This window comes from Bizionia argentinensis JUB59 (assembly GCF_000224335.1).
GTDB lineage: Bacteria > Bacteroidota > Bacteroidia > Flavobacteriales > Flavobacteriaceae > Algorimicrobium > Algorimicrobium argentinense.
Genome location: NZ_AFXZ01000004.1, coordinates 1 through 23,312, shown reverse-complemented (window position 1 = coordinate 23,312; position 23,312 = coordinate 1). Strand labels below are relative to the sequence as shown.

The 23,312-nt window shown below is 34.6% G+C and carries 21 protein-coding genes; 14 read left to right on the top strand and 7 right to left on the bottom strand.

Going from position 1 to position 23,312, the window contains the following annotated elements; genetic code table 11:
* Window positions 1-21: 21 nt before the first annotated feature.
* The 11 genes from porV (at window position 22) to BZARG_RS02415 (ending at window position 14,096) form a co-directional block, all read left to right on the top strand.
* Window positions 22-1,293 (top strand): type IX secretion system outer membrane channel protein PorV, encoded by a 1,272-nt coding sequence (gene porV, locus BZARG_RS02465; protein WP_008635019.1) that lies wholly within the window; start codon window positions 22-24, stop codon window positions 1,291-1,293.
* A 96-nt stretch (window positions 1,294-1,389) separates the two neighbouring features.
* Entirely contained in the window at window positions 1,390-1,872 is a 483-nt protein-coding gene (gene cdd / locus BZARG_RS02460; protein WP_008635036.1) for a cytidine deaminase, read from the top strand.
* Between the two features lie 111 nt (window positions 1,873-1,983).
* A complete protein-coding gene (pdhA, locus tag BZARG_RS02455) occupies window positions 1,984-2,982 on the top strand; it encodes a pyruvate dehydrogenase (acetyl-transferring) E1 component subunit alpha (protein ID WP_008635015.1) in 999 nt (332 codons plus the stop codon).
* A 3-nt stretch (window positions 2,983-2,985) separates the two neighbouring features.
* Window positions 2,986-4,647 (top strand): pyruvate dehydrogenase complex dihydrolipoamide acetyltransferase, encoded by a 1,662-nt coding sequence (locus BZARG_RS02450; RefSeq protein WP_008635066.1) that lies wholly within the window; start codon window positions 2,986-2,988, stop codon window positions 4,645-4,647.
* Window positions 4,648-4,825: 178 nt separating this feature from the next.
* A complete protein-coding gene (locus BZARG_RS02445; RefSeq protein ID WP_008635057.1) occupies window positions 4,826-5,791 on the top strand; it encodes a M28 family peptidase in 966 nt (321 codons plus the stop codon).
* Window positions 5,784-6,467, top strand: a complete 684-nt coding sequence (locus BZARG_RS02440) for an SDR family NAD(P)-dependent oxidoreductase (RefSeq protein WP_008635050.1) — start codon at window positions 5,784-5,786, stop codon at window positions 6,465-6,467. Before BZARG_RS02445 ends, BZARG_RS02440 begins: the two co-directional genes overlap by 8 nt.
* A gap of 626 nt (window positions 6,468-7,093) precedes the next feature.
* Window positions 7,094-8,026 carry a citrulline utilization hydrolase CtlX gene (ctlX, locus tag BZARG_RS02435; protein ID WP_008635060.1) on the top strand — a complete coding sequence of 311 codons (933 nt, stop codon included), beginning with the start codon at window positions 7,094-7,096 and terminating at the stop codon, window positions 8,024-8,026.
* Between the two features lie 528 nt (window positions 8,027-8,554).
* Window positions 8,555-10,333 carry an arginine--tRNA ligase gene (gene argS, locus BZARG_RS02430; protein WP_008635030.1) on the top strand — a complete coding sequence of 593 codons (1,779 nt, stop codon included), beginning with the start codon at window positions 8,555-8,557 and terminating at the stop codon, window positions 10,331-10,333.
* A gap of 39 nt (window positions 10,334-10,372) precedes the next feature.
* A complete protein-coding gene (locus BZARG_RS02425) occupies window positions 10,373-11,548 on the top strand; it encodes a hypothetical protein (protein ID WP_008635016.1) in 1,176 nt (391 codons plus the stop codon).
* A 125-nt stretch (window positions 11,549-11,673) separates the two neighbouring features.
* The gene (gene ffh / locus BZARG_RS02420; RefSeq protein ID WP_008635021.1) at window positions 11,674-13,002 is read left to right on the top strand and encodes a signal recognition particle protein; all 1,329 of its coding nucleotides are present in this window, start codon (window positions 11,674-11,676) and stop codon (window positions 13,000-13,002) included.
* Window positions 13,003-13,211: 209 nt separating this feature from the next.
* Window positions 13,212-14,096 (top strand): bifunctional 5,10-methylenetetrahydrofolate dehydrogenase/5,10-methenyltetrahydrofolate cyclohydrolase, encoded by an 885-nt coding sequence (locus BZARG_RS02415; RefSeq protein ID WP_008635038.1) that lies wholly within the window; start codon window positions 13,212-13,214, stop codon window positions 14,094-14,096.
* Between the two features lie 380 nt (window positions 14,097-14,476).
* Here the strand turns inward: BZARG_RS02415 and BZARG_RS02410 are convergent, their stop codons facing one another.
* From BZARG_RS02410 to BZARG_RS02385, 6 genes are read right to left on the bottom strand one after another with little or no spacing between them, the layout of a single operon-like run.
* Window positions 14,477-14,899 carry a VOC family protein gene (locus tag BZARG_RS02410; protein ID WP_008635052.1) on the bottom strand — a complete coding sequence of 141 codons (423 nt, stop codon included), beginning with the start codon at window positions 14,897-14,899 and terminating at the stop codon, window positions 14,477-14,479.
* 6 nt (window positions 14,900-14,905) lie between these two features.
* Window positions 14,906-15,682, bottom strand: coding sequence for a 23S rRNA pseudouridine(2604) synthase RluF (gene rluF / locus BZARG_RS02405; protein WP_008635056.1), 777 nt, complete (start codon window positions 15,680-15,682; stop codon window positions 14,906-14,908).
* A 17-nt stretch (window positions 15,683-15,699) separates the two neighbouring features.
* A complete protein-coding gene (locus tag BZARG_RS02400) occupies window positions 15,700-16,524 on the bottom strand; it encodes an alpha/beta fold hydrolase (protein WP_008635031.1) in 825 nt (274 codons plus the stop codon).
* Window positions 16,521-16,886, bottom strand: a complete 366-nt coding sequence (locus tag BZARG_RS02395; protein WP_008635018.1) for a cupin domain-containing protein — start codon at window positions 16,884-16,886, stop codon at window positions 16,521-16,523. The genes BZARG_RS02400 and BZARG_RS02395 overlap by 4 nt, the downstream gene beginning before the upstream one ends.
* A 5-nt stretch (window positions 16,887-16,891) precedes the next feature.
* Window positions 16,892-17,857 (bottom strand): YitT family protein, encoded by a 966-nt coding sequence (locus BZARG_RS02390; RefSeq protein WP_008635054.1) that lies wholly within the window; start codon window positions 17,855-17,857, stop codon window positions 16,892-16,894.
* An 8-nt stretch (window positions 17,858-17,865) separates the two neighbouring features.
* The gene (locus tag BZARG_RS02385) at window positions 17,866-18,420 is read right to left on the bottom strand and encodes a hypothetical protein (protein WP_040287931.1); all 555 of its coding nucleotides are present in this window, start codon (window positions 18,418-18,420) and stop codon (window positions 17,866-17,868) included.
* A 315-nt stretch (window positions 18,421-18,735) separates the two neighbouring features.
* Here BZARG_RS02385 and BZARG_RS02380 point away from each other — a divergent pair, with 315 nt between their 5' ends.
* Entirely contained in the window at window positions 18,736-19,368 is a 633-nt protein-coding gene (locus tag BZARG_RS02380; RefSeq protein ID WP_008635029.1) for a 7-carboxy-7-deazaguanine synthase QueE, read from the top strand.
* Between the two features lie 61 nt (window positions 19,369-19,429).
* On the opposite strand, the gene BZARG_RS02375 is transcribed toward BZARG_RS02380, so the two are convergent.
* On the bottom strand, window positions 19,430-19,969 hold the full coding sequence (locus BZARG_RS02375; protein WP_008635033.1) for a DUF2911 domain-containing protein: 540 nt from the start codon (window positions 19,967-19,969) through the stop codon (window positions 19,430-19,432).
* Window positions 19,970-20,202: 233 nt separating this feature from the next.
* On the opposite strand from BZARG_RS02375, the gene asnB reads away from it, so the two are divergent.
* Both asnB and tnpA read left to right on the top strand, forming a co-directional pair.
* A complete protein-coding gene (asnB, locus tag BZARG_RS02370) occupies window positions 20,203-21,864 on the top strand; it encodes an asparagine synthase B (protein ID WP_008635023.1) in 1,662 nt (553 codons plus the stop codon).
* 507 nt (window positions 21,865-22,371) lie between these two features.
* The gene (tnpA, locus tag BZARG_RS02365) at window positions 22,372-22,833 is read left to right on the top strand and encodes an IS200/IS605 family transposase (RefSeq protein ID WP_008635043.1); all 462 of its coding nucleotides are present in this window, start codon (window positions 22,372-22,374) and stop codon (window positions 22,831-22,833) included.
* Window positions 22,834-23,312: the final 479 nt, after the last annotated feature.

The following is a 23,312-nucleotide window of genomic DNA, read 5'->3' as shown; positions in this document are numbered from 1 at the left end:
TTTGCTAAATACAATCAATACATGAAAAATCAAATTTTATTACTTTTTACAGTTGTTTTTGTACACCAAATTTATGCGCAAAATACGGTTGAAATTACTCCTAAAAATCCAGACGCTAAACGTGTTATAACAACGGGATTGCCCTTTGTGTTAATTGCGGCTGATGCACGTGCAGCTTCCATGGGAGATATGGGAGTCGCTACCGGTGTGGATGCTTTTTCGCAACAATGGAACCCATCTAAATATGCGTTTTCAGAAACCAAACAGGGAATAGGTGTTAGTTATACGCCATATTTGAGCAGTCTTGTTAATGACATATTTTTGGGAAATGTAACGTACTTTAATAGAATTGATGAGCGTAGTGCTTTTGCTGCGAGTTTCAAATATTTCTCTTTGGGTGAAATTGAACTCGTTCAAGATCAATTTTCTCAAGCGCTTATCGAACAGCCAAATGAGATGAGTATTGATGCATCCTATTCCTTAAAATTAAGTCAGGAGTTTGCAATGTCGGTTGCCATGCGTTATATGCGTTCTGATTTAAAAATCGGCGCTATAGATGCAGATGCTGAAGCGGCTAGTACGTTTGGCGTAGATGTTTCTGGTTATTATCAAAGTGAAGAACAAGCTTACGCAGGTTTTAATGGGCGTACGCGTTTAGGTTTTGCTATTCAAAATATTGGGCCAAAATTTAAATATGATGATGGTGGGGAAGAGAATTTCCAGCCAACAACGTTACGTTTAGGAGGTGGTTTCGATTTTATCTTAGACGATTTTAATAAAGTATCAATAACAGGTGAGGTGACTAAACTACTTGTGCCAACACCACCTGTTTTAGGTGAGAGACTTGAATATGAAAATAACGATGGTGTAGCAGGTTATCAACCGGCAGCTGATCCTAATAATCCCATGCCAGGTGAAGATGTTTTTGTGAGCAAAGATGATAAGTATATAGTAGAAGGTAAAGATCGAAATGTCGGTTTCTTTAAAGGTATGTTCCAATCTTTTGGTGATGCACCAGATGGATTTAGTGAGGAGCTACAAGAATGGACATGGGCTCTAGGAGCCGAATATATGTATCAAGATTCTTTTGCTTTTAGAGGCGGTTATTTCCATGAGAGTTCATCAAAAGGAGCGCGCCAATTTTTTGCTATTGGAGCAGGTTTCAAGTACAACGTCATTGGTATTGATTTATCATACCTATTCTCGGCTTCTAAAGTAAAGAGCCCATTGGAGAATACCTTACGTTTCTCCTTAACGTTTAATTTAGGGCCTGGAACGTACAGAGAATATTAATCTTTCAAGATTCAAATAAAACAAAAAACTATTGCCATTCGCAATAGTTTTTTTTGGTTAAATTTGTTTCTTAAATTAGTGGATATAAATACGATTATGAAAGAAGTAAAAATAGAATGCATATTACAGGCTTATGATGATTTTGATGAACTGCCTACTGAAGTGGCTTCATTAATGACTAAGGCTTCTGAAGCTCGGGGAAAATCTTATTCGCCATACTCCAACTTTAGTGTTGGTGCTGCTTTATTATTAGATAATGGTGAAATCATTACTGGTAATAATCAGGAAAATGCATCCTATCCATCCGGGCTTTGTGCCGAGCGTACTGCAATTTATTACGCAGGTTCGCAGTATCCAGATGCTAAAATTATCAGAATGGCTATTATTGCAGGTTCAAATATTAGGCCTACCATGTCGCCAATTCCACCATGCGGTGCTTGTCGTCAGGCTATTGCCGAATATGAAGTGAAGCAGAATGAACCAATAGAGCTTTATTTTATGGGAGAAACGGGCAAGGTTGTAAGATCCGAATCGCTCGCAAATTTACTGCCATTACTTTTCGATAAATCGTTTCTATAAGCACTTCATAAGAATTAACATTGTTTTATAGTAAGTTTTACGTTTTTGGGTTTTTTCGTTAATAAGTAAAGTGTTACTTTTGTCTATTCGTTTATCAAATTAACGTTACCAATGCAAAAGATAACCAAAGAAGTATACCTTAAGTGGTATGAAGACATGTTATTCTGGAGAAAGTTTGAAGACAAACTAGCTGCCGTTTACATTCAACAAAAAGTAAGAGGATTTCTTCACTTATATAATGGTCAAGAAGCCATATTAGCAGGCGCTTTGCATGCTATGGACTTAACTAAAGATAAAATGATTACTGCGTATAGGAATCACGTTCAGCCAATAGGTATGGGTGTGGATCCGAAACGTGTTATGGCCGAATTATTTGGAAAAGCAACCGGAACATCTCAAGGGTTAGGTGGATCTATGCATATTTTTTCTAAAGAACATCGTTTTTATGGTGGTCATGGTATTGTTGGTGGTCAAATTCCTTTAGGTGCGGGTATTGCCTTTGGTGATAAATACGCCGGTAATGATGCCGTTACTTTATGTTGTTTTGGTGATGGTGCAGCAAGACAAGGTTCTTTACATGAAACGTTTAATTTAGCCATGTTATGGAAATTACCTGTTGTTTTCGTTTGTGAAAACAATGGTTATGCCATGGGTACATCGGTGGAACGTGCTTCTAACCATACAGAAATCTGGAAATTAGGTTTGGGTTATGAAATGCCTTGTGGACCAGTAGATGGAATGAATCCGATAAAAGTAGCTGAAGCTTTTGATGAAGCTATCAAACGCGCAAGACGAGGAGATGGACCAACATTTTTAGAGCTTAAAACTTATCGTTATAGAGGGCACTCTATGAGTGACGCTCAGCATTATAGAACTAAAGATGAGGTTGCAGAATACAAGAAAATAGATCCCATTGCGCAAGTAAAGCAGATTCTTTTTGATAAAGAATATGCCACCGAAGCCGAGATTAAAGATATTGATAAACGTGTAAAGGCTTTAGTAAATGAATGCGAAAAGTTTGCCGAAGAATCTCCGTATCCAGAGAAGAACGTTATGTACGACGCGGTTTACGAACAAGAAGATTATCCATTTATACAACATAAAATATAAACAATGGCTGAAATTATAAACATGCCACGTTTAAGCGATACCATGGAAGAAGGTACCGTAGCTGCGTGGTTGAAGCAAGTTGGAGATAAGATTGAAGAAGGAGATATCCTTGCTGAAATTGAGACGGATAAAGCCACAATGGAATTTGAATCGTTTCATGAAGGCATCTTATTACATATAGGTATTCAAGAAGGTGAAACAGCGGAAGTAGATAAGCTATTGGCTATTATTGGAGATGAAGGTGAAGATATTTCAGATCTGATAAAAAGTGGTTCAAAAACTAAAAGAGAAGATGATACTTCAGAAGGTGAAGCGGATGAGGAAACTTCTGAAGACGATGGACATAGCGGTAATGATGAAGTTGAAGCTTCCGAAGAAACAGATTCAGAAGAAGTTGAGTTACCTGAAGGTGTAATTGTTGTTCCAATGCCACGGTTAAGTGATACTATGGAAGAAGGAACAGTTTCTGCCTGGTTGAAAAAAGTAGGAGATAACGTAGAGGAAGGCGATATTTTAGCTGAAATTGAAACGGATAAAGCGACTATGGAATTCGAGTCCTTTCAATCTGGACACTTATTATACATTGGTTTAGAGGAAGGTGATTCTGCAAAAGTGGATTCACTTTTAGCTATTATTGGCCCAGAAGGAACTGACATTTCAGCTGTAGTTAAAGATTATAAAGACGAAGGTGCTTCCGATAAAAAGGGAAAAACTCCAAAAGCTAAAAAAGAAACAAAGCCAGAACCTAAAAAAGAGGACAAGAAGGAAGCTAAAGTAGAGAAGCCTTCTGGTTCTAATGTAACTTCAAAAGGACGCGTATTTATTTCACCATTAGCGAAAAAAATGGCTGAAGAACGTGGTATTGATATTTCACAAGTTACGGGTTCTGCCGAAAATGGTCGTATCGTAAAACGTGATATAGAAAACTTTAAACCTCAAGAAGCTTCTGCAGCATCAGTTGGAAAATTTGTTCCAACAGGTGAGGAGGATTTTGATGAGGTGAAACACTCGCAAATGCGTAAAGTTATTGCCAAGCGTTTAGCAGAGTCTAAATTCACTGCACCACATTATTACTTAAATGTGGAGTTTGATATGGAAAATGCAATAGCATTCCGTGAGCAATACAATTCTATTCCAGATACTAAAATTTCATACAACGATATTATTGTTAAAGCTTGTGCGTTAGCATTAAAGCAACATCCACAAGTGAACTCGCAGTGGTTTGATGATAAAATGAAAAAAAATAATCACGTACATATTGGTGTAGCTGTTGCCGTTCCTGATGGCTTAGTTGTTCCTGTAGTACGGTTTGCAAACGAGCAGTCATTACCGCAAATTGGTGCTGCAGTGAGGGAGTTTGCAGGCAAAGCGAAAAACAAAAAACTAACACCTCAAGAAATGGAAGGTAGTACCTTTACAATTTCTAATTTAGGCATGTTTGGAATTGAGAGCTTTACATCTATTATCAATCAGCCAAACTCTGCAATTTTATCGGTTGGTGCTATTGTAGAAAAGCCCGTTGTTAAAAACGGTCAAGTAGTAGCTGGAAACACCATGAAATTAACTATGGCATGCGATCATAGAACAGTTGATGGTGCAACAGGCTCACAATTTCTTTTAACTTTAAAGGGGTATATCGAGAATCCAATTACCATGTTGGTTTAATCTATAGAAATAGACGAATCACCTTATCTATTAAAGAAATCCTGCTAAACCAAGCGGGATTTTTTTATATTTAGACTTTAATTAATTTTGCTCATTTTTGATTTCATAAAACAATTTGTTTTTATGGAATTAGCATATAAAAACGTAGTCACTTATATAAAACAATAAAAAATAACACATGAAAAAACTCATTTTATTATTAGTAGCCATCAGCATATTTAGCTGTAAAGTAAAGCAGGAAAATCAGCAAGTTAAATCTGATGTAAACATTACTATTACGGCCGATGAGGTTAAGGAAACTGTTTCTTTTCTAGCTTCTAACGATCAAATGGGTCGTGACACAGGAAGTGAAGGTTTAGAGGCTTCTGCAAGCTATATTGAAAATCAATTTAAACAATTTGATGTTAAACCATATTATGATACATATCGTGATAATTTTAAAGTTCAAGATATGGACACCTATAATGTGATTGGCTTTTTAGAAGGTAGCGATGCCAAACTTAAGAATGAAATTATAATTATTGGTGCACATTACGACCATATAGGAACTAAAGCAAAAATGGTGGAATTGGATTCTATCGCCAATGGCGCTAATGATAATGCAGCGGGAACCTCGTCTGTTTTAGCTATGGCACGTTATTTTGCTGCTAAAAAAACAAATAAACGTAGTTTAATGTTTGTACTTTTTTCTGCTGAAGAAATGGGCTTGTTAGGTTCAAAACATTTAGCGAACAGATTAAAAACTGAAAATGCTAATTTATATACTGTTGTAAACATGGAAATGATTGGTGTGCCGTTTCAAGATCGCGATTATGTAGCGTTTGTAACAGGCTATGGCAAATCTAACATGGCGGAAGCAATCAATGGTTATGTGGGATCTAAATTGTTGGGTGAATCTGAAATTGCAAAACAATATAATTTATTTAAAGCTTCTGATAATTATCCTTTTTATGAAGTATTTAAAATGCCATCGCATACCATTTCATCTTGCGATTTATCCAACTATGACTTCTATCATCATGTACATGATGAAATTGATAAATTAGATTATGATCACATGGCTAATTTGATAAATCAGTTAATTCCTGGTATTGAAAAAATGAGTAATACGCCAACAAAAGAAATTCAAATGAACAATGAGTAAAAACGTTATAATTACAGGAACTAGTAGAGGCATTGGCTTTGAATTGGTGAAGCAGTTTTCAGAGCAAGGCTATCAGGTATTAGCCTTATCCAGAAACTCCAAACCCGTAAAAGATTTGCAATTGCAGAATGTTACGGCTTTTGCTTTCGATTTATCTAAAAAATCTGATTTTAATAAAGTTGAAGCATTCATGAAAAAGGAATGGTCTCAAGTGGATATTCTTATTAATAATGCGGGTGCAATTGTTAACAAACCCTTTGCCGAAACCACACTAGATGATTTTGAATACGTTTATAGAACCAATGTATTCGGCGTTGCTGAAATGACGCGCGTTATACTGCCATTTATGAAAAGTGAAAGTCATGTTCTAACTATTAGTTCTATGGGCGGCGTTCAAGGTAGTATGAAGTTTCCCGGATTATCTGCCTACAGTTCTAGTAAAGGCGCGGTAATAACATTAACTGAACTATTAGCGGAAGAATACAAAGACTCTGGAATTTGTTTTAATGTGCTGGCTCTTGGTGCGGTTCAAACCGAAATGTTGGAAGAAGCTTTTCCAGGATTCAAAGTTCCCACAACACCAGAATCTATGGCTAATTATATTTTGGATTTTGCCGAAACAGGTAGGAAGTATTACAATGGAAAACTTTTGCAGGTTTCAAATTCCACGCCTTAAAGCTCAAGTTATTAACAGTTTGTGTCTTTTGTTTGTTATTAATAGATAAACTTTTGAAAACAGAAATGCTGAATATAATGTGTGTTACAAAAACAAATATGTTGAAGGTTTATACTACATTGATAATACAGCTGTAGCAGCTACCCATCAAGATTTAATAGTCAATTTTAAAGCACTGGGTTTTGATTATAATATCGATGCAAATTATAGTTTTAAGTTAAATGATATAAATGGTTGACTAATAGTTATTTCAAGTTAACAATACGATGGAAGCAAGGAGACGCTAACAATAGCTATACCTCCGTCAGCCTCAAGTGGTATTCATATTCTTTCTGGAACTAATTTTTCACAGAAAAAAATAGTTGGAGGTAAATAAAAAAAAGTACTAAATTAGACTTTGGAAACGGTTGCTGTAAGCAGCCGTTTTGTTTTTTAAATACTTTCATATTCTTGTTTTATATTTTCAATGCTATATAATTTACTTTTTGCTCCTCTATTTACCGGCAGACAGATTGTTCCTGAAAGCGCAGCGGTCTAGATTCTTTATCTAAAATGAACGTTTTTATTGTTAAAGCATGCATAGTATCCTTTAAAAAATCATAGTTTTGCATTTTAAAGAAATATTTATGCCACAAACTACAAACACTATTTTAATGATACGACCAGTTCATTTCAGGATGAATGAACAAACGGCGGTTAATAATTATTTTCAGGAAGAATTAGATCTTAAAAATGATGAAATAAATACCAAAGCTCAAGAAGAGTTTGATGCTTTTGTAGATAAGCTTCGTGCCGTTGGTGTGAATGTAATTGTGGAAAACGATATTAAATCTTTAAATACTCCAGATTCTATTTTTCCAAATAACTGGGTGAGTTTTCACGAAAATGGCGATGTTGCATTATATCCAATGTTTGCTGAAAATAGACGCCCAGAAAGACGTGAAGATATATTCTTGCGTTTAGAAGAAGAAGGTTTTAAAATTGAAAATATAATCGATTATACCGGAGCTGAAAACGAAGGTGTGTTTTTGGAAGGAACTGGTAGTTTATTACTGGATAGAATAAATAAAAAGGCATATTGCGCGAAATCGGCTAGAGCTCACGAAGAATTGTTTATTGAGTTCTGTGAAGATTTTGATTATGCACCTATTTTATTTACAGCTTTTCAAACCGTAGAAGATAAGCGTTTACCTATTTATCATACTAACGTAATGATGTGTTTAGCAGAAAAATTTGCTATTATCTGTTTAGATGCGATCGATGATAAAAAGGAACGTAAACAAGTTGTTAAAAACTTAAAAGAGGATGGAAAAGCTGTAATAGCAATAACAGAAGCACAAATGCATCAGTTTGCAGGAAATATGCTACAGGTGCAAGGACATTTAAACCAACGTTATCTAGTAATGAGTACTGCTGCACATAACAGTTTAAGACCAGAGCAAATTGCGCAAATTGAAGCTTTTTGTCCTATTTTATCTAGCTCATTGGAGACTATTGAAACTTGTGGAGGCGGAAGTGCGCGTTGTATGATGGCTGAAGTCTTTTTACCAAAAGCCTAATTTTTATATCAGTTTAAAGGATTGGATTTGGGGTAGTTCTACAAAAAATGTTGTGCCAATATTTAAGGAGCTTTCTACCCCAATCCTCCCATGATTAAGTTTTTTACAAATATTTAAATCCAAACAGGTGCTTTTTTTAGTATTGGTATCTACGGCGTTAAATGCGTTGTTTTTCAATGTTTATAAAGTAAAAGCTTGTGATCTTTTGTAGGAATTATGGAATTCAATTTATGCTTTAAAGTTTCATAAATTTGTTGCCTATTCAAAAACGCGTTTGTAGTTTCTGTTATTAGAATCTAGAGAGGTCATTAATCTATAGTTTCTCAATAATTCCTATTCGTTTTTTAAAGCTTTTCCAATAGCCACAGTTTTTATTAATTTAGCTTCAACAATCTTATTTTCGTTTTTATTTTTTAGAGGTGTTTTTTGCGGCTGAAATGTCTGGTCGCTTCATTTGTAACTCTAGACATATTAATCGCGCATACCTTGTATTAAATTGATATATTTGCTCTCTTAAAAATGTAAAAAATGAATCTTCAAGAAACTCTTTCAGAATCTGTAAAACAAGGCGTAAAGTCTATTTTTAACGTCGATCTTTCTTCGGTAGAATTCCAAGCAACACGCAAGGAATTTCCTGGCGATATAACCATTGTTGTTTTTTCTATGTTACGCCAAGTAAAAGGAAACCCAGTACAAATTGGTGAGCAAATTGGACAGTTTTTACAAGACAATCTGGAGGTTGTTAAAAGGTTTAATGTAGTTAAAGGTTTCTTGAATATTGAAATTGAAGATGCGTATTATATCAGTTTTTTCAAAGGAATCTCCAATTCTAAAGACTTCGGATTTGTAACACCAAAAACAGATGATAAAGCTGTTATGGTGGAATATTCTTCGCCTAACACAAACAAACCGTTGCATTTAGGACATATTCGAAATAACTTATTAGGATTTAGTGTTGCCGAAATTATAAAAGCTTCTGGGAAAAAGGTTTATAAAACACAAGTTATAAACGATCGAGGTATTCATATTTGTAAAAGTATGTTGGCGTGGGAGCGTTTTGGAAACGGTGAAACACCTGAGTCTACCGGATTAAAAGGTGATAAGCTTGTTGGAAATTACTATGTCAAGTTTGACCAAGAATACAAAAAAGAGATTGCCGAATTAATAGAACAAGGCAAAACCGAAGATGAAGCTAAAAAGGAAGCACCTATTATTATTGAAGCACAAAATATGCTTCGTAAGTGGGAAGCTGGTGATGAAGCTGTAGTAACACTTTGGAAAAAAATGAACGATTGGGTTTATGCTGGATTCGAAACAACGTATAAGAACCTTGGAGTTGATTTTGATTGCTTATACTTTGAAAGTCAAACGTATTTATTAGGAAAAGAATTTGTTAGCGAAGGTTTAAAAACTGGTGTTTTTTATAAAAAAGAGGACGGTTCTGTTTGGTGTGATTTAACCGAAGACGGATTAGATGAAAAAATAGTGCTGCGTGCCGATGGTACAGCCGTTTATATGACACAGGATATTGGAACGGCTATTCAGCGAGTAAAAGATTATCCGGATGTAGGAGGTATGGTTTACACCGTTGGTAACGAACAAGATTATCACTTTCAAGTGTTGTTTTTAATTCTGAAAAAATTAGGTTTTGAATGGGCCAAAAACCTATTCCATTTAAGTTATGGAATGGTAGATTTACCGAGTGGTAAAATGAAAAGTCGTGAAGGAACCGTTGTGGACGCTGACGATTTAATGCAGGATATGAATGATACAGCTGAAGAGATTTCAGATGAATTAGGGAAGCTTGATGGCTATTCGGATGCTGATAAACAAGACTTGTATAAGACGATTGGAATGGGCGCTTTAAAATATTATATTCTTAAAGTAGATCCTAAAAAACGTATTTTATTTGATCCTAAAGAATCTGTTGATTTTCAAGGAAATACAGGACCTTTTATACAATATACGTATGCGCGAATTCAAGCTATATTAAGAAAAGCTGATTTCGATTTATCTCAAGATATTACAGATATTAGCTTGCACGAAAAAGAACGCGATTTAATTAAGCAAATTGAATTATTCCCGGAAATTATTCAAAATGCAGCTAGTAATCATAGTCCTGCATTAATTGCCAATTATATTTACGATTTAGTAAAAGGATTTAACTCGTTTTATCAAAACGTTTCTATACTTGGCGCCGATTCTGAAACGGAGAAAGTATTCCGTGTGCAATTATCGCAATCGGTAGCGCAAACAATTAAAAACGGATTTTCTTTATTAGGAATTCAAGTTCCTGAACGTATGTAATCTTCATTTGCTTATAAATTTATCCTTAAACCAATCGATGTGAAATCATTTGTAATTTCAAATACGGTTACACGTATTTTGTTTCTTACTTTTATAAGTGTAATTTTTAATAGTTGCTCTTTATTAAAAATTGAAAGTGCTCAAGAACCACTTTCAAAACAAGATTTGAATATTCGTTTACTCACACAAAATTTGGTAAATGAAGCAACAAATCGCGTAGAATCTGCTGCCGATAGTATTATTAAAACAACAACGAATGTAGAACTACAAAAACTTGCGTATCGCTGGAAAATAGAAACTTTAAGCGCTTTTAAAAATACAGCTTTTCAAAGTTCTCCTAGATTATCCTTAATGGATACTTGGACGTATATGTTGGAGGTGCGTAACTTTTTAGAAACTGATGAAGCACAAGATTACTTTGGGGTTTATACTAATTACGTAAAACGTATTTCTCAAGAAAATGTTGATGATATAGAGAGAAAGGGGCGACAATTTTTTAAGCCCAACGTTTTTGAAAAACATCGTGATTTCGCCAATCAATTTGCGAATTCACATCCAATATCTAGTGCCAATCTACGTCATCATTCGGTACAAACGGCCTATATAGAATTTCTAAATACTCCTGATAATTTAGCGTTTTCAACCGTTGGAACTTTATCGGAAGTGATGTCTAATTTTTCCGATAAATTAAGTTATTCAACTGATGCTGCGGGGAAACAATTTAAATGGAATACAGAGTTAATGTTGAAAGAAAAAGGCTTTGATTCCCTTCAAATTAAAGATATTATGATGACAGTTGAAATGAAAGTCGACCGTTTATCTAATATTGCCGAAAACACACCAGAAAAATTAAATGAGGCACTACAAGTATTTTCAAATGATATGCGTTATTTGTTTTTTAGTCTAAATGATCAAATAGCTTTTGTTAGTGAACGTTTGGCTTTAGAGCGTCAAGCCGTAGATACTATTATTATGCGCGAGCGTATTGCATTGGATGCTATTGTTTTAAGAGAGCGTGAAGCCATTGCAGCTGAAGTGAGTGAGATTTCTATGAGAATGGTGGATGAAACTATGATACATGTTAAGGATTTAACTGGAACGGTATTGTTTTACATTGTAATCTTATTGGCCATTTTATTATTCCTTCCTTTTGCTTTGGGTTATTTAGCAGGAAAAGTACATCAAAAAAATAAACAGCATAATAGTAAAGATTAGTAGATTCCTCTTGTTGTAAAGGCTACGTTTTATAGCTGTCTTTTTTATATAATTAAATATAAACTAAACTTTATAAATACGCTTGAAATTGCTATTTTTGTGACTCCTAAAATTGATATAAGATTATGTTTAATAATTTAAGTGAAAAGTTAGATAAAGCGTTACACGTATTAAAAGGTCACGGAAGTATTACAGAAGTAAACGTTGCCGAAACCTTAAAAGAAGTACGTAGAGCCCTTTTAGATGCCGATGTTAACTTTAAAATCGCTAAAGATTTTACCGTTCGTGTAAAAGAAAAAGCATTAGGACAAAACGTATTAACGACGCTTCAGCCAGGTCAATTAATGGTTAAAATCGTTAAAGACGAGTTAACGGAATTAATGGGAGGCGAGGCCGAAGGTCTTAATTTAACAGGTACGCCAAGTATTATTTTAATGTCTGGTTTACAAGGTTCTGGAAAAACAACCTTTTCTGGTAAACTGGCAAACTTCTTAAAAACAAAGAAAACTAAAAACCCTTTATTAGTAGCATGTGATGTTTATCGTCCTGCTGCTGTTGATCAGTTGCATGTTGTGGGTGATCAAATAGGTGTTGAAGTTTATAGTGATAAAGGAAACACGGATCCTGTTGCTATTGCAAAAGCGGGTGTTGCTCATGCAAAAGCAAACGGTCACGATGTGGTGATTATTGATACGGCAGGTCGTTTAGCTGTAGATGAAGCGATGATGACCGAAATATCGAATATTCATAAAGCCATTGAACCACAAGAAACTTTATTTGTTGTGGATTCTATGACGGGGCAAGATGCCGTAAATACAGCAAAAGCCTTTAATGATGTCTTGAATTTTGACGGGGTAATCCTGACGAAATTAGATGGTGACACACGAGGTGGTGCGGCTATTTCTATTAAATCGGTTGTAAATAAACCCATTAAATTCATCGGTACAGGTGAAAAAATGGAAGCGATTGATATTTTCTACCCAGCACGTATGGCAGAACGAATCCTGGGAATGGGAGATGTTGTGTCACTTGTTGAAAGAGCTCAAGAGCAGTATGATGAGGATGAGGCAAGAAAACTTCAAAAGAAAATTGCTAAAAACCAATTCGGGTTTGATGATTTCTTAAAACAGATTCAGCAAATTAAGAAAATGGGTAATATGAAAGATCTTATCGGCATGATTCCTGGAGCAGGAAAAATGATGAAAGATATAGATATTGACGACGATGCTTTTAAAGGTATTGAAGCTATTATTCATTCCATGACACCTTTAGAGCGTACAAGTCCATCTGTTATTAATGCGAGTAGAAAAAAACGTATTGGTAAGGGGTCAGGGACATCAGTTCAGGAGGTTAATCAGCTATTAAAGCAATTTGAGCAGATGAGCAAAATGATGAAAATGATGCAAGGTGGCGGTGGAAAACGCATGATGCAGGCTATGAATAATATGAAGTAATACCCCTTTGTCCTGAGGACATTTCCCGGAAGGGGAAGATTAGATGTGTAGAATATTCGGATACTTTTATTTGAAAAGATATTTGAAATATAATCGAGTAAAGCTTGGCGACTTTGCAAGGATAATTAAATAAGTTTAATTTATTTTAGACAAGAGTAATCCGCAAGCGTAAGTATTGTAAACTTCGACTGCGACTGAAAACTGATTTTATGACAATTTTAGACGGTAAAAAAATAAGCAACGACATTAAAAATGAAATTGCTGATGAGGTTACAAAGATGAAAGCAAAAGGGGAGAAGGTACCTCATTTAGCTGCTGTTATTGTGGGAAACGATGGGGCAAGTTTAACCTATGTTGGGAGTAAAGTTCGAGCTTGCGAGCGTGTAGGTTTTGAATCGACTATGGTGCGCTTATCAAACACGACCAGTGAAATTGAATTACTAGATAAAATTTATGAATTGAATGATAATCCAGATATTGATGGGTTTATTATTCAATTACCATTGCCGCCGCAAATTAATACGCAAAAAGTATTAATGGCTGTTGACCCTGATAAAGATGTTGATGGTTTCCACCCAATGAACTTTGGTAAAATGGCCTTGGATATGTCCACGTTTATTCCTGCAACACCGTTCGGTATTCTAGAATTATTGGATAGATATAATGTAGAAACGAAAGGTAAGCATACGGTTGTAATTGGTCGTTCGCACATTGTTGGTCGCCCAATGAGTATTTTAATGGGCCGTAGAGGTTTCCCAGGAAACTCAACCGTAACGGTTACACATAGTCACACTAAAAATATTACACAAATTACTTCTCAAGCAGATATTATTATTTCAGCATTAGGGGTTCCTAATTTCTTAAAGGCTGAAATGGTTAAAGACGACGTTGTAATTATTGATGTTGGAATTACACGTGTTCCTGATGATAATGCACCAAAAGGTTATATTATTACTGGTGATGTGGATTTCGAAAACGTGAGTAAAAAAGCGAGTTTTATTACTCCTGTTCCAGGTGGTGTTGGCCCAATGACGATTGCCATGCTTTTAAAGAATACACTTTTAGCTAGAGAGTTGCACCGTCAGAAACAATAGACTTCAATAATTTAAATGAAAAGGTAATTCATGTTTTTATAGCTTTTTAAGCTCTAAAGCACATGGTATTATGCGGTGGCGTTTCTCCTTGCATATAGTTTTAACTGTTCGCAAGTATATGAGCTACTTTCCTCATTAATATGAGCATTTCTGCGTTGATCTAGCAATTCATATTTAGCTTCGCTTAATGAAAATTCTTGTCAGTCATTTTCATAGATTTCTGCTAATGCTTTCATCATTTTAAAAGCTTTAAAATAGCTGAATCTATATATGACAAGACTTAACAGTATTACTTAAATCAATAGTTTTCATGATGCTTTGATTATTGTAAAATATGAATACAGTTTTTCTATTTGAGTTTATTTTCCTCTACAGACTAACTACTTTGCAAAAAGCTGATTTATATCTCTAAAAGCTTTAAACTCTAAAGCATTTCCTGCAGGATCATAAAAAAACATGGTGGCTTGTTCGCCTGCCTGTCCATGAAAGCGGATGTAGGGTTCAATTGCGAATTTTATATTTTCCGATTTTAAGTATGCAGCAAATTCTTGAAAGATGTCCCATTCCAAAACCACACCATAATGTGGTACTGGAACCGATTTTCCATCAACACTATTGGTGTGGATAGCTTCATCCGTTTTGGGTTTGTAATGAATTACCAATTGGTGTCCGAAAAAATTAAAATCAACCCAATGGTCACTGCTTCGGCCTTCTTCACAGTTTAAAATATCACGATAAAATGTACGACAAGCTTCTAAATTATGAACAGGAATAGCAATATGAAAAGGAGAAATAGCTGGCATATTTTTTTAACGTCTAGATTGCTTCGGAATTGTATTAGTGTCTTTGGCATTTTTTTCGGCATACGTTTTATCAGAATCTGCTAACAGATTATTTAATTCATCAAACTCTGCTTTTGTAAATTCGCGATACTCACCAACAGGAACATCCAAGGAAATATTCATAATTCGCACCCGTTGTAAGGCCGTAACTTCGTAATCTAAATACTCACACATACGTCTAATTTGACGGTTTAAACCTTGTGTTAAAATGATTTTGAAGGTATACGTATCTAATTTTTCAACGACACATTTTTTTGAAATCGTATCTAAAATAGGTACGCCGTTACTCATGCGTTCAATAAAAGTCTGTGATATCGGTTTATCTACAGTTACAATATATTCTTTATCGTGATTGTTAGTCCCACGTAATATTTTGTTAACAATATCACCATCATCAGTAAGAAAAATTAAACCTTCACTAGGTTTGTCCAAACGACCAATAGGGAAAATACGTTTCGGGTATTTAATAAAATCAATGATATTATCTTTTTCAACACGCGTATCTGTTGTACAGACAATTCCAATAGGTTTATTAAATGCTAAATAAACAAACGGACTCGATTTAGGTGCAATCTCTTTTCCATCGACTTCTACCAGGTCAGACTCTTTAACTTTGGTCCCCATTTCTGGAACCTCACCATTAATAGTCACTCGACCAGCATCAATTAATTTATCGGCTGCTCTACGCGAGCAATAACCTACCTCACTTAAATATTTATTGAGTCTCGTTAATTTTTCTTCCATAATACAAAGATATCAATTTAGCTTTTTAAAAACTCATATATATGATTGGATATGCTCTCGTCAATTAGAGAATGCCCAAAACCTGTTGTCGTTACTAGTTTGCTGTTTCTTAAACTCATGTTCAGTATTAACGCGTCTTGATAAGGGATAATGCCGTCTTTTTCATCGTGAATAATAAGACCATCTATCGTTAAGCACTCCAAATACTTTGCTGTTGAAAAACTTTCAGGTCCCGCCTGCAAACGATCTTTAATTAATTGGTTTATAGCTTTTATCGTTCGTTTGCTAAAACACATCATTTTATAATAGCGATCCAATACATCCGTGAATTCTGCTGGCGCACCTAATAAAATTATTTTTGAAATGTCTCTATACTCGCTGTTGTTTTGTGAAAATACCGAAGCCATACCCCCAACTGAATGCCCGATAAGGAAATCAGCTTTATGTTTCTTTGAAACAACTTTTATAAATTCACCATACAAAACAGCATTAAAGCGCTTGCTTCCCGATCGGCCGTGAGCTGGCGCGTCTAGAGCAATAATATTGAAATTTAATTTTAGTAAAGGGTCAATTAGATATTGCCATCTAGCGGAATTACTTTCCCAGCCATGAGCTAATAATATTGTTTCACCTTTTCCAAACCATCTATAAGTCATCACAGGAATGTTCTCTACCATTATTTCTTCTTGCAAAGACGTATCTAGAAAGTCAGATTGTTTTTCGTTTATTTGTCCGCTTCTAGGGGTAGTAAAAAGATACATGGCCATCCGAGCAGCAGTTTCTTTAGAAAACAATCCGGCAAAATTTATTAAAATTCCAATGATTTTTTGAATGGTTTTCATTGATCTTCGCGGTTAACTAATTCCATTGAAAATGCAGGTCTACAAATCGCTAAATAAATGCAAGGCTCTGTATATGGATTGGAATATTGAACGCGGGTATTTTTGTTTATTTTAATAGATTGCCCCGCTTCAAGTATAATTATTTCACCATCAATTATAAACTGTTTTTTTCCTTGAATAATAAAAGTATACTCATCAAATTTTGGTGTTTGAAACGGCTCACTCCAACCAGCGGGCGCTATCATATGGGCGATACTTATTTCTGGATTACCGTCCGATGCTAATCCAAAATGTTCTTTAATTACTTTTCCGTCATTAGTTGGAACTACAAATGGATCGTTTTGAATTTTGTAAGATTTCATTTGAATTATTTTAATGGTTTTTTCTTTATCATCCCACCTCGTAAATCTTTTACAAGTCCCATAATAATAAAAGCATTATCGTCAATTTTATCTATTTCTGTGTTAAGTTTAGCTAATTCTAAACGGGTAACTACCGTGTAAATAATGTCCTTATTATAGGTTTTTTCATTAGCGCCATAACCGCCTTTTCCTGCATATATAGTACAAGCACGACCTAATTTTTTAATAATCATTAGACGTATTTCTTCATGATGGTTTGAAATAATTGTGACACCAACATATTCTTCAACACCATCTACGACAAAATCTACTGTTTTGGCAGCCGATAAATAGGTTAAAATAGCATAAAGAGCAATTTCTACAGAAAGTATATAAGCTCCAAATGAGAATATAATAAGGTTAGTTAATAATAGTACGTCTCCAATAGTTATTGATAATTTTCTACTTAAATAGAGCGCTAAAACTTCGGTGCCGTCAATAACAGCACCACCTCTCATGGCCATTCCAATTCCTAAACCTAAAAAGAAACCACCAAAAACAGCAATAAGTAATTTATCTTCTGTTATGGTCGGATAGTTTACAAAATGTACAACCAGAGCTAATAAAGCAATGGCTGTGATACTTTTTAAGGCGAATCGTATATTGAACGTTTTTGCACCCAAAATAATAAAGGGTATGTTAACACAAATCAGCAACATACTAAAATCCCAATGGGTAATATTGTTTAGAAGTAGGGAGATTCCAGTTGCTCCACCATCAATAAATCGATTTGGTAATAAAAAGCCTTTTAATCCGAAACCTGCCGAAAATACACCAATTAAAATAAAAAAGGCTTCTTTTAAAGCGTGAGAAAGTTCTACGCGTAAATTTTTAATAATTGGGACAAGCTGAGTGTCGTTAACGCTAGCTTGTTTTGACCCAAGCTGCATGCGTGCAATTTTTTTTAATAGATTTGTTAAGTATGGTCTCATATATTATTTTAATTCCAGCCAATCATAAAATACTTAATTTTTGCTGTCTCTGGAATGTGGATAGCTTCAATTTTTGTATTTGAATCAAATTGCAGTTTTGCAGGTAATTCCTTTTTGTCAATAGTGAAAAACGCATCAATTTCATTCACAAAAAACACAACATTTTTAATTGTATTTTGAATATTTGAAACTTTATATTTCTTTTGAATTTCACCAAAAGTACTTTCTGTTGTAATTCCCTTTGTTGTTATATAGCGGGGGTCTACAATTTTTACATTGGTAATAGTCGCTGAAGAGTCGGACATTTTATTCGGACTTAAAACTAATAGTTTTTTTCCTGTTTTATCGAAAACTTCAATATCATAGTTTGAACTTTGAATAGCTTCATTAACAGATAATTTAACAATAGAGTCATTGGGGAAAATCCTTTCTAAATCTGTCACTTTAGTAGAATCGGTTAACATGCCAATACTCTTATTGCTAATTAAAAATGGGTCTTGTTTTTTAGAGCAACTGGAAAAGAAACAAGCTATTACTATCAGACTTAAAACTATTTTATTCATAGGATGATTGATTTTTAAAAGGTTAATTAGACTTTTTTTAAGATTTTCTTAAGGTTTTTCTCAAAATCCCGACCCTTCAATACTCATGGATTGGTTTTTTTGTAATACGATGAATACGTGTTTTGAACAAAAATACGATTCTTAAGCTAAACTGAAGAAATTATTTTTCAAGAATACAAATTAATTCTAGCTTAGGAACGATGGGTTTCATTGATAACTTTACTCTAATAATTGGTAGTTACGGAACGCAATGTATTATTAAAAATTGATGCTAGAGTTTCACTTATTTAATACCGTTTTATATCTTTGCTAGTTATGACAAAAAGTGAAAGACAAGAGTTGTTGGATAATGGGTTGTTATTACCTTTAATGGAGGAGTTTTATACCATTCAAGGTGAAGGATTCCATAAAGGTACGGCAGCATATTTTATAAGAATTGGTGGTTGTGATGTTGGTTGCCATTGGTGCGATGTTAAAGAAAGCTGGTTAGCGGAATTACATCCACCAACAGATGTGGGAAAAATTGTAGATAATGCTGAAAAACACAGTAAAACGATTGTAGTAACGGGAGGAGAGCCTTTAATGTGGGATATGAATCCATTAACGAGTCAGTTGAAAGCTAAAGGTCTGCAAACGCACATTGAAACCTCTGGCGCTTATGAGTTAACTGGGGAGTGGGATTGGATTTGTTTATCCCCTAAAAAATTAAAATTGCCAACGCAACGGGCTTATGAAAAAGCACACGAATTAAAAGTGATTGTTTTTAATAAAGATGATTTCCGTTTTGCAGAAGAGCAAGCTGCCAAAGTGAATAAGGAGTGTATATTATATTTACAACCAGAATGGAGTAATCGGGATAAGATGGTTCCTGAAATTGTGGATTATGTTATGAGAAACCCACAATGGAAAGTTTCTTTACAGACTCATAAGTATTTGAATATACCTTAATATAAAAGCCTTGACTCGGAACATCGGAATCAAGGCTTTTTTTATATACTAACTGATTCTTTTATTTCGAGGAGGTTGGGACGGCAAGTCTAACTTTGTCCCAGCCCATATGCATCGTTGCATCTTCGTCGAAAATTATAGAAAATGCTTCAACAGAATCTTCTGCCATTTTCACAGGAACTATTACTCTAGCTACATCATTTTCTTCTTTATAAAAATAAGAACCCCAGGTGTTTAAGTCTTTATTAATAATTATGGTCCATTCTTTATCACCTGGAATAGTGGCTAAAGAGTAGGTTCCTGCGTCAATCATTTTGCCACCAAAATTGGTGTCCTTATAAAATGTAATTTGTACGGCTTCATTTGCGCCGGTACGCCAAACTTTATCATTAGGAGCTAATTGAGATAGTAGACGGTTATTTAACTGTGGTCTACTATAAAGTACTTTTATAGTCTTGTTAGACTCTTTATAGTCCGAAGGAAACGTCGCGGCATCCATGGGGCTTTTGTCTAAGCCTGAAAATTCTTGAGCCGAAAGCGCTGTCGTGAATAATAGCACAAAAGCAAAGGCTATTGATTTAGTAAACGGTGATTTTTTCATAATTTTTTTTAAATTTATTTAGTTAAAAATATTTAATATTTTTTTAAAAGCAGTACGGATTCCTTAAAAATTACAAATTAACATATTTAATAAATTAAAAACAGCTATATAGTTTCATTTATATTGTTTTTTGCTTTTTTTAGTTATCAAATGTAACTAATAGATATTGTAGTGTTTGTGAATTATAATTTAATATTGACATTTGCTTTAATAAATCAATTATAAGAAAGATTATGTGTGGAATTGTATGTGCATTTGATTTGAAGCAGAAAGCCGAAAATTTAAGACCTCAAGTATTAGAAATGGCGAAGAAAATTCGTCATCGTGGACCAGATTGGAGTGGAATATATAATAATGAGAAAGCTATTATGGCGCATGAACGTTTGGCAATTGTAGATCCAGCATCTGGAAAACAACCATTAGTTAGTGCCGATGAAAAATTAGTGTTAGCTGCCAATGGTGAAATTTATAACCACCGTGAATTACGAAAGCAATTTCCAGATTATAATTTTCAAACGGAAAGTGATTGTGAAGTCATTTTAGCATTATACCAAGAAAAAGGAGTCGGTTTTATAGATGAAATAAACGGTATTTTCGGTTTTGCAATTTATGATGTTGAAAAAGATGAATATTTCGTTGCAAGAGATCACATGGGGATTATTCCATTGTATATAGGTTGGGACGAGCATGGAACATTTTATGTGGCTTCAGAATTAAAAGCTTTGGAAGGTTATTGCACCAAAATCGAATTATTTCCACCAGGACATTATTTATCAAGTACAGATGGCAAGTTCGTGCAATGGTATAAACGTGATTGGGAAGATTACGATGGGGTTAAAGAAAATGAGACCCATATTGCTGGAATAAAAGCAGCTTTGGAGGCTGCCGTTCACAGGCAGTTAATGAGCGATGTTCCTTATGGTGTGCTTTTGTCTGGAGGACTGGATTCATCGGTTATATCGGCTATTGCTAAAAAATATGCTGATAAGCGCATAGAGTCCGATGATAAACAAGAAGCTTGGTATCCACAATTACACAGTTTTGCTGTTGGTTTGGAAGGCTCTCCAGATTTAGAGGCGGCTCTTAAAGTGGCTAATCACATTAAAACTATTCATCATGAAATAAAGTTCACTATTCAGGAAGGTTTAGATGCACTTCGCGATGTAATTTACAAATTAGAAACCTATGATGTAACAACTATTCGTGCTAGTACGCCTATGTATTTAATGGCACGCGTAATCAAATCTATGGGTATTAAAATGGTCTTATCTGGTGAAGGTGCTGATGAGTTATTTGGCGGGTATTTATATTTTCATAAAGCGCCAAATGCGCGAGAATTTCATGAAGAAACAGTGAGGAAGTTAAGTAAATTACATCAATATGATTGCTTACGCGCAAACAAAAGTTTAGCCGCTTGGGGAATTGAAGGTCGCGTGCCGTTTTTAGATAAAGAATTTATGGATGTTGCTATGCGCATCAATCCACAAGATAAAATAATTAATGGCGAGCGTATGGAGAAATGGGTTGTTAGAAAAGCCTTTGAAGATATGATTCCTAAAAGTGTTGCTTGGCGCCAAAAAGAACAGTTTAGTGATGGTGTTGGTTATAGTTGGATAGATACACTAAGGAAAGTTGTGGCAACCGAAGTAACAGATGAACAGTTAGCTAATGCGAAATACAAATTCCCTATACAAGCACCAACAAGTAAAGAGGAGTATTACTATCGTGCTATTTTTGCTGAACATTTCCCTAGTGATGCCGCAGCGTTATGCGTACCACAAGAAGCAAGTGTTGCTTGTAGTACTAAAATAGCTTTAGAATGGGATGATAGCTTTAGAAACATGAACGATCCAAGTGGAAGAGCAGTAGCTAGCGTACATGCCAATGCGTATTAATGAAATTAAGAGTTTTTAAAGCCTCTTAATATTTGTTTTTGTTTTTTAAGTAATTGGGAGCCAGTTTTTAAGCTGGCTTTTTTGTGCGTTTATTAGTGATGTTTCATTACATTTATCGGTGCTTAAATCTGATGGATTGATTTAAGAATTATTTAAAACGAGCAATTAGATTTTTAAATATATATATAAATGAGAGACTTGTAATTAATGATAGCTTTTATTGACGGATCAATTCCTCTAGGGGTAACTTACCGGTAGAAAAGTAATGAGACGTTAAATTATTCATCAGCAGCATATCCATTTAGGGATCATATATTGGTAGAAAAGAATGAGACGTTAAATGATTTATTAGGAGCATATCCGTTTCGGGATAATATATCGATAGAACAGAACAGAGACGTTAAATTATTCATCAGCAGAACATCCCTTTAGGGATCATATATGGGTAGAAAAGAATGAGACGTCAAACAGCGTGCCTCTAGGTACGCAATAATAATCAAAATAATAATGGCCAATACATATACGCAAATTCATATTCAAGTGGTCTTTGCGGTTCAAAACAGACAAAGCATTATTAAAAATGAATGGAAGGTAGAATTATATAAATACATGACCGGCATTATTCAAAATAATGGACACAAAGTCTTACAAATTAATGGTATGCCGGATCATATTCATATCTTATTTGGAATGCGACCGACACAATCTTTATCAGATTTAATGAAAGATTTAAAACAGCATTCGTCCAAATGGATAAATAATAGAAGTTTGGTAAGCGGTAGGTTTTCATGGCAATCTGGTTACGGTGCTTTTTCGTATTCAAAATCTGATTTGGGGCGAGTGCTTAATTATATTAAAAACCAAGAGCAGCATCACAAATCGGTTGATCTTCATGAAGAATATTTACAATTGTTAAAAGAATTTAATGTTGAATTCGATGAACGATTTATTCTTAAACCGATATTATAGGATGTCTTGCAGCTGCCTTCGGCATACTGCTACCTATATGATGTCCCTAACGGGACAAATAGAAGCAGCTTTTAAAAATCGAAAATAATTTTGTCGCACATTGGCATTTCTCTAGGGGATATTATACTGGTTATTTTTTTGACCTATATGATGTCCCTAACGGGACAAATAGAAGCAGCTTTTAAAAATCGAAAATAATTTTGTCGCACATTGGCATCCCTTTAGGGATATTATACTGGTTATTTTTTTTACCTATATGATGTCTGGATATACTAATTTAGTGGGCAGTACAAGTTAAGCATAAAGACTTATATTTAACTTATGAAACAAGAGCGAAAGAAATATGATGAAGCTTTTAAACGACAATCGGTAGAATTAAGTAAGAACAGGAAAAACTTATCAGAACTACCAAGAGAACTAGGTATCAAGGTTACTCTTTTATGCAAGAGGCGTAAAGAATATGAAGCTTTTGAAGCAGT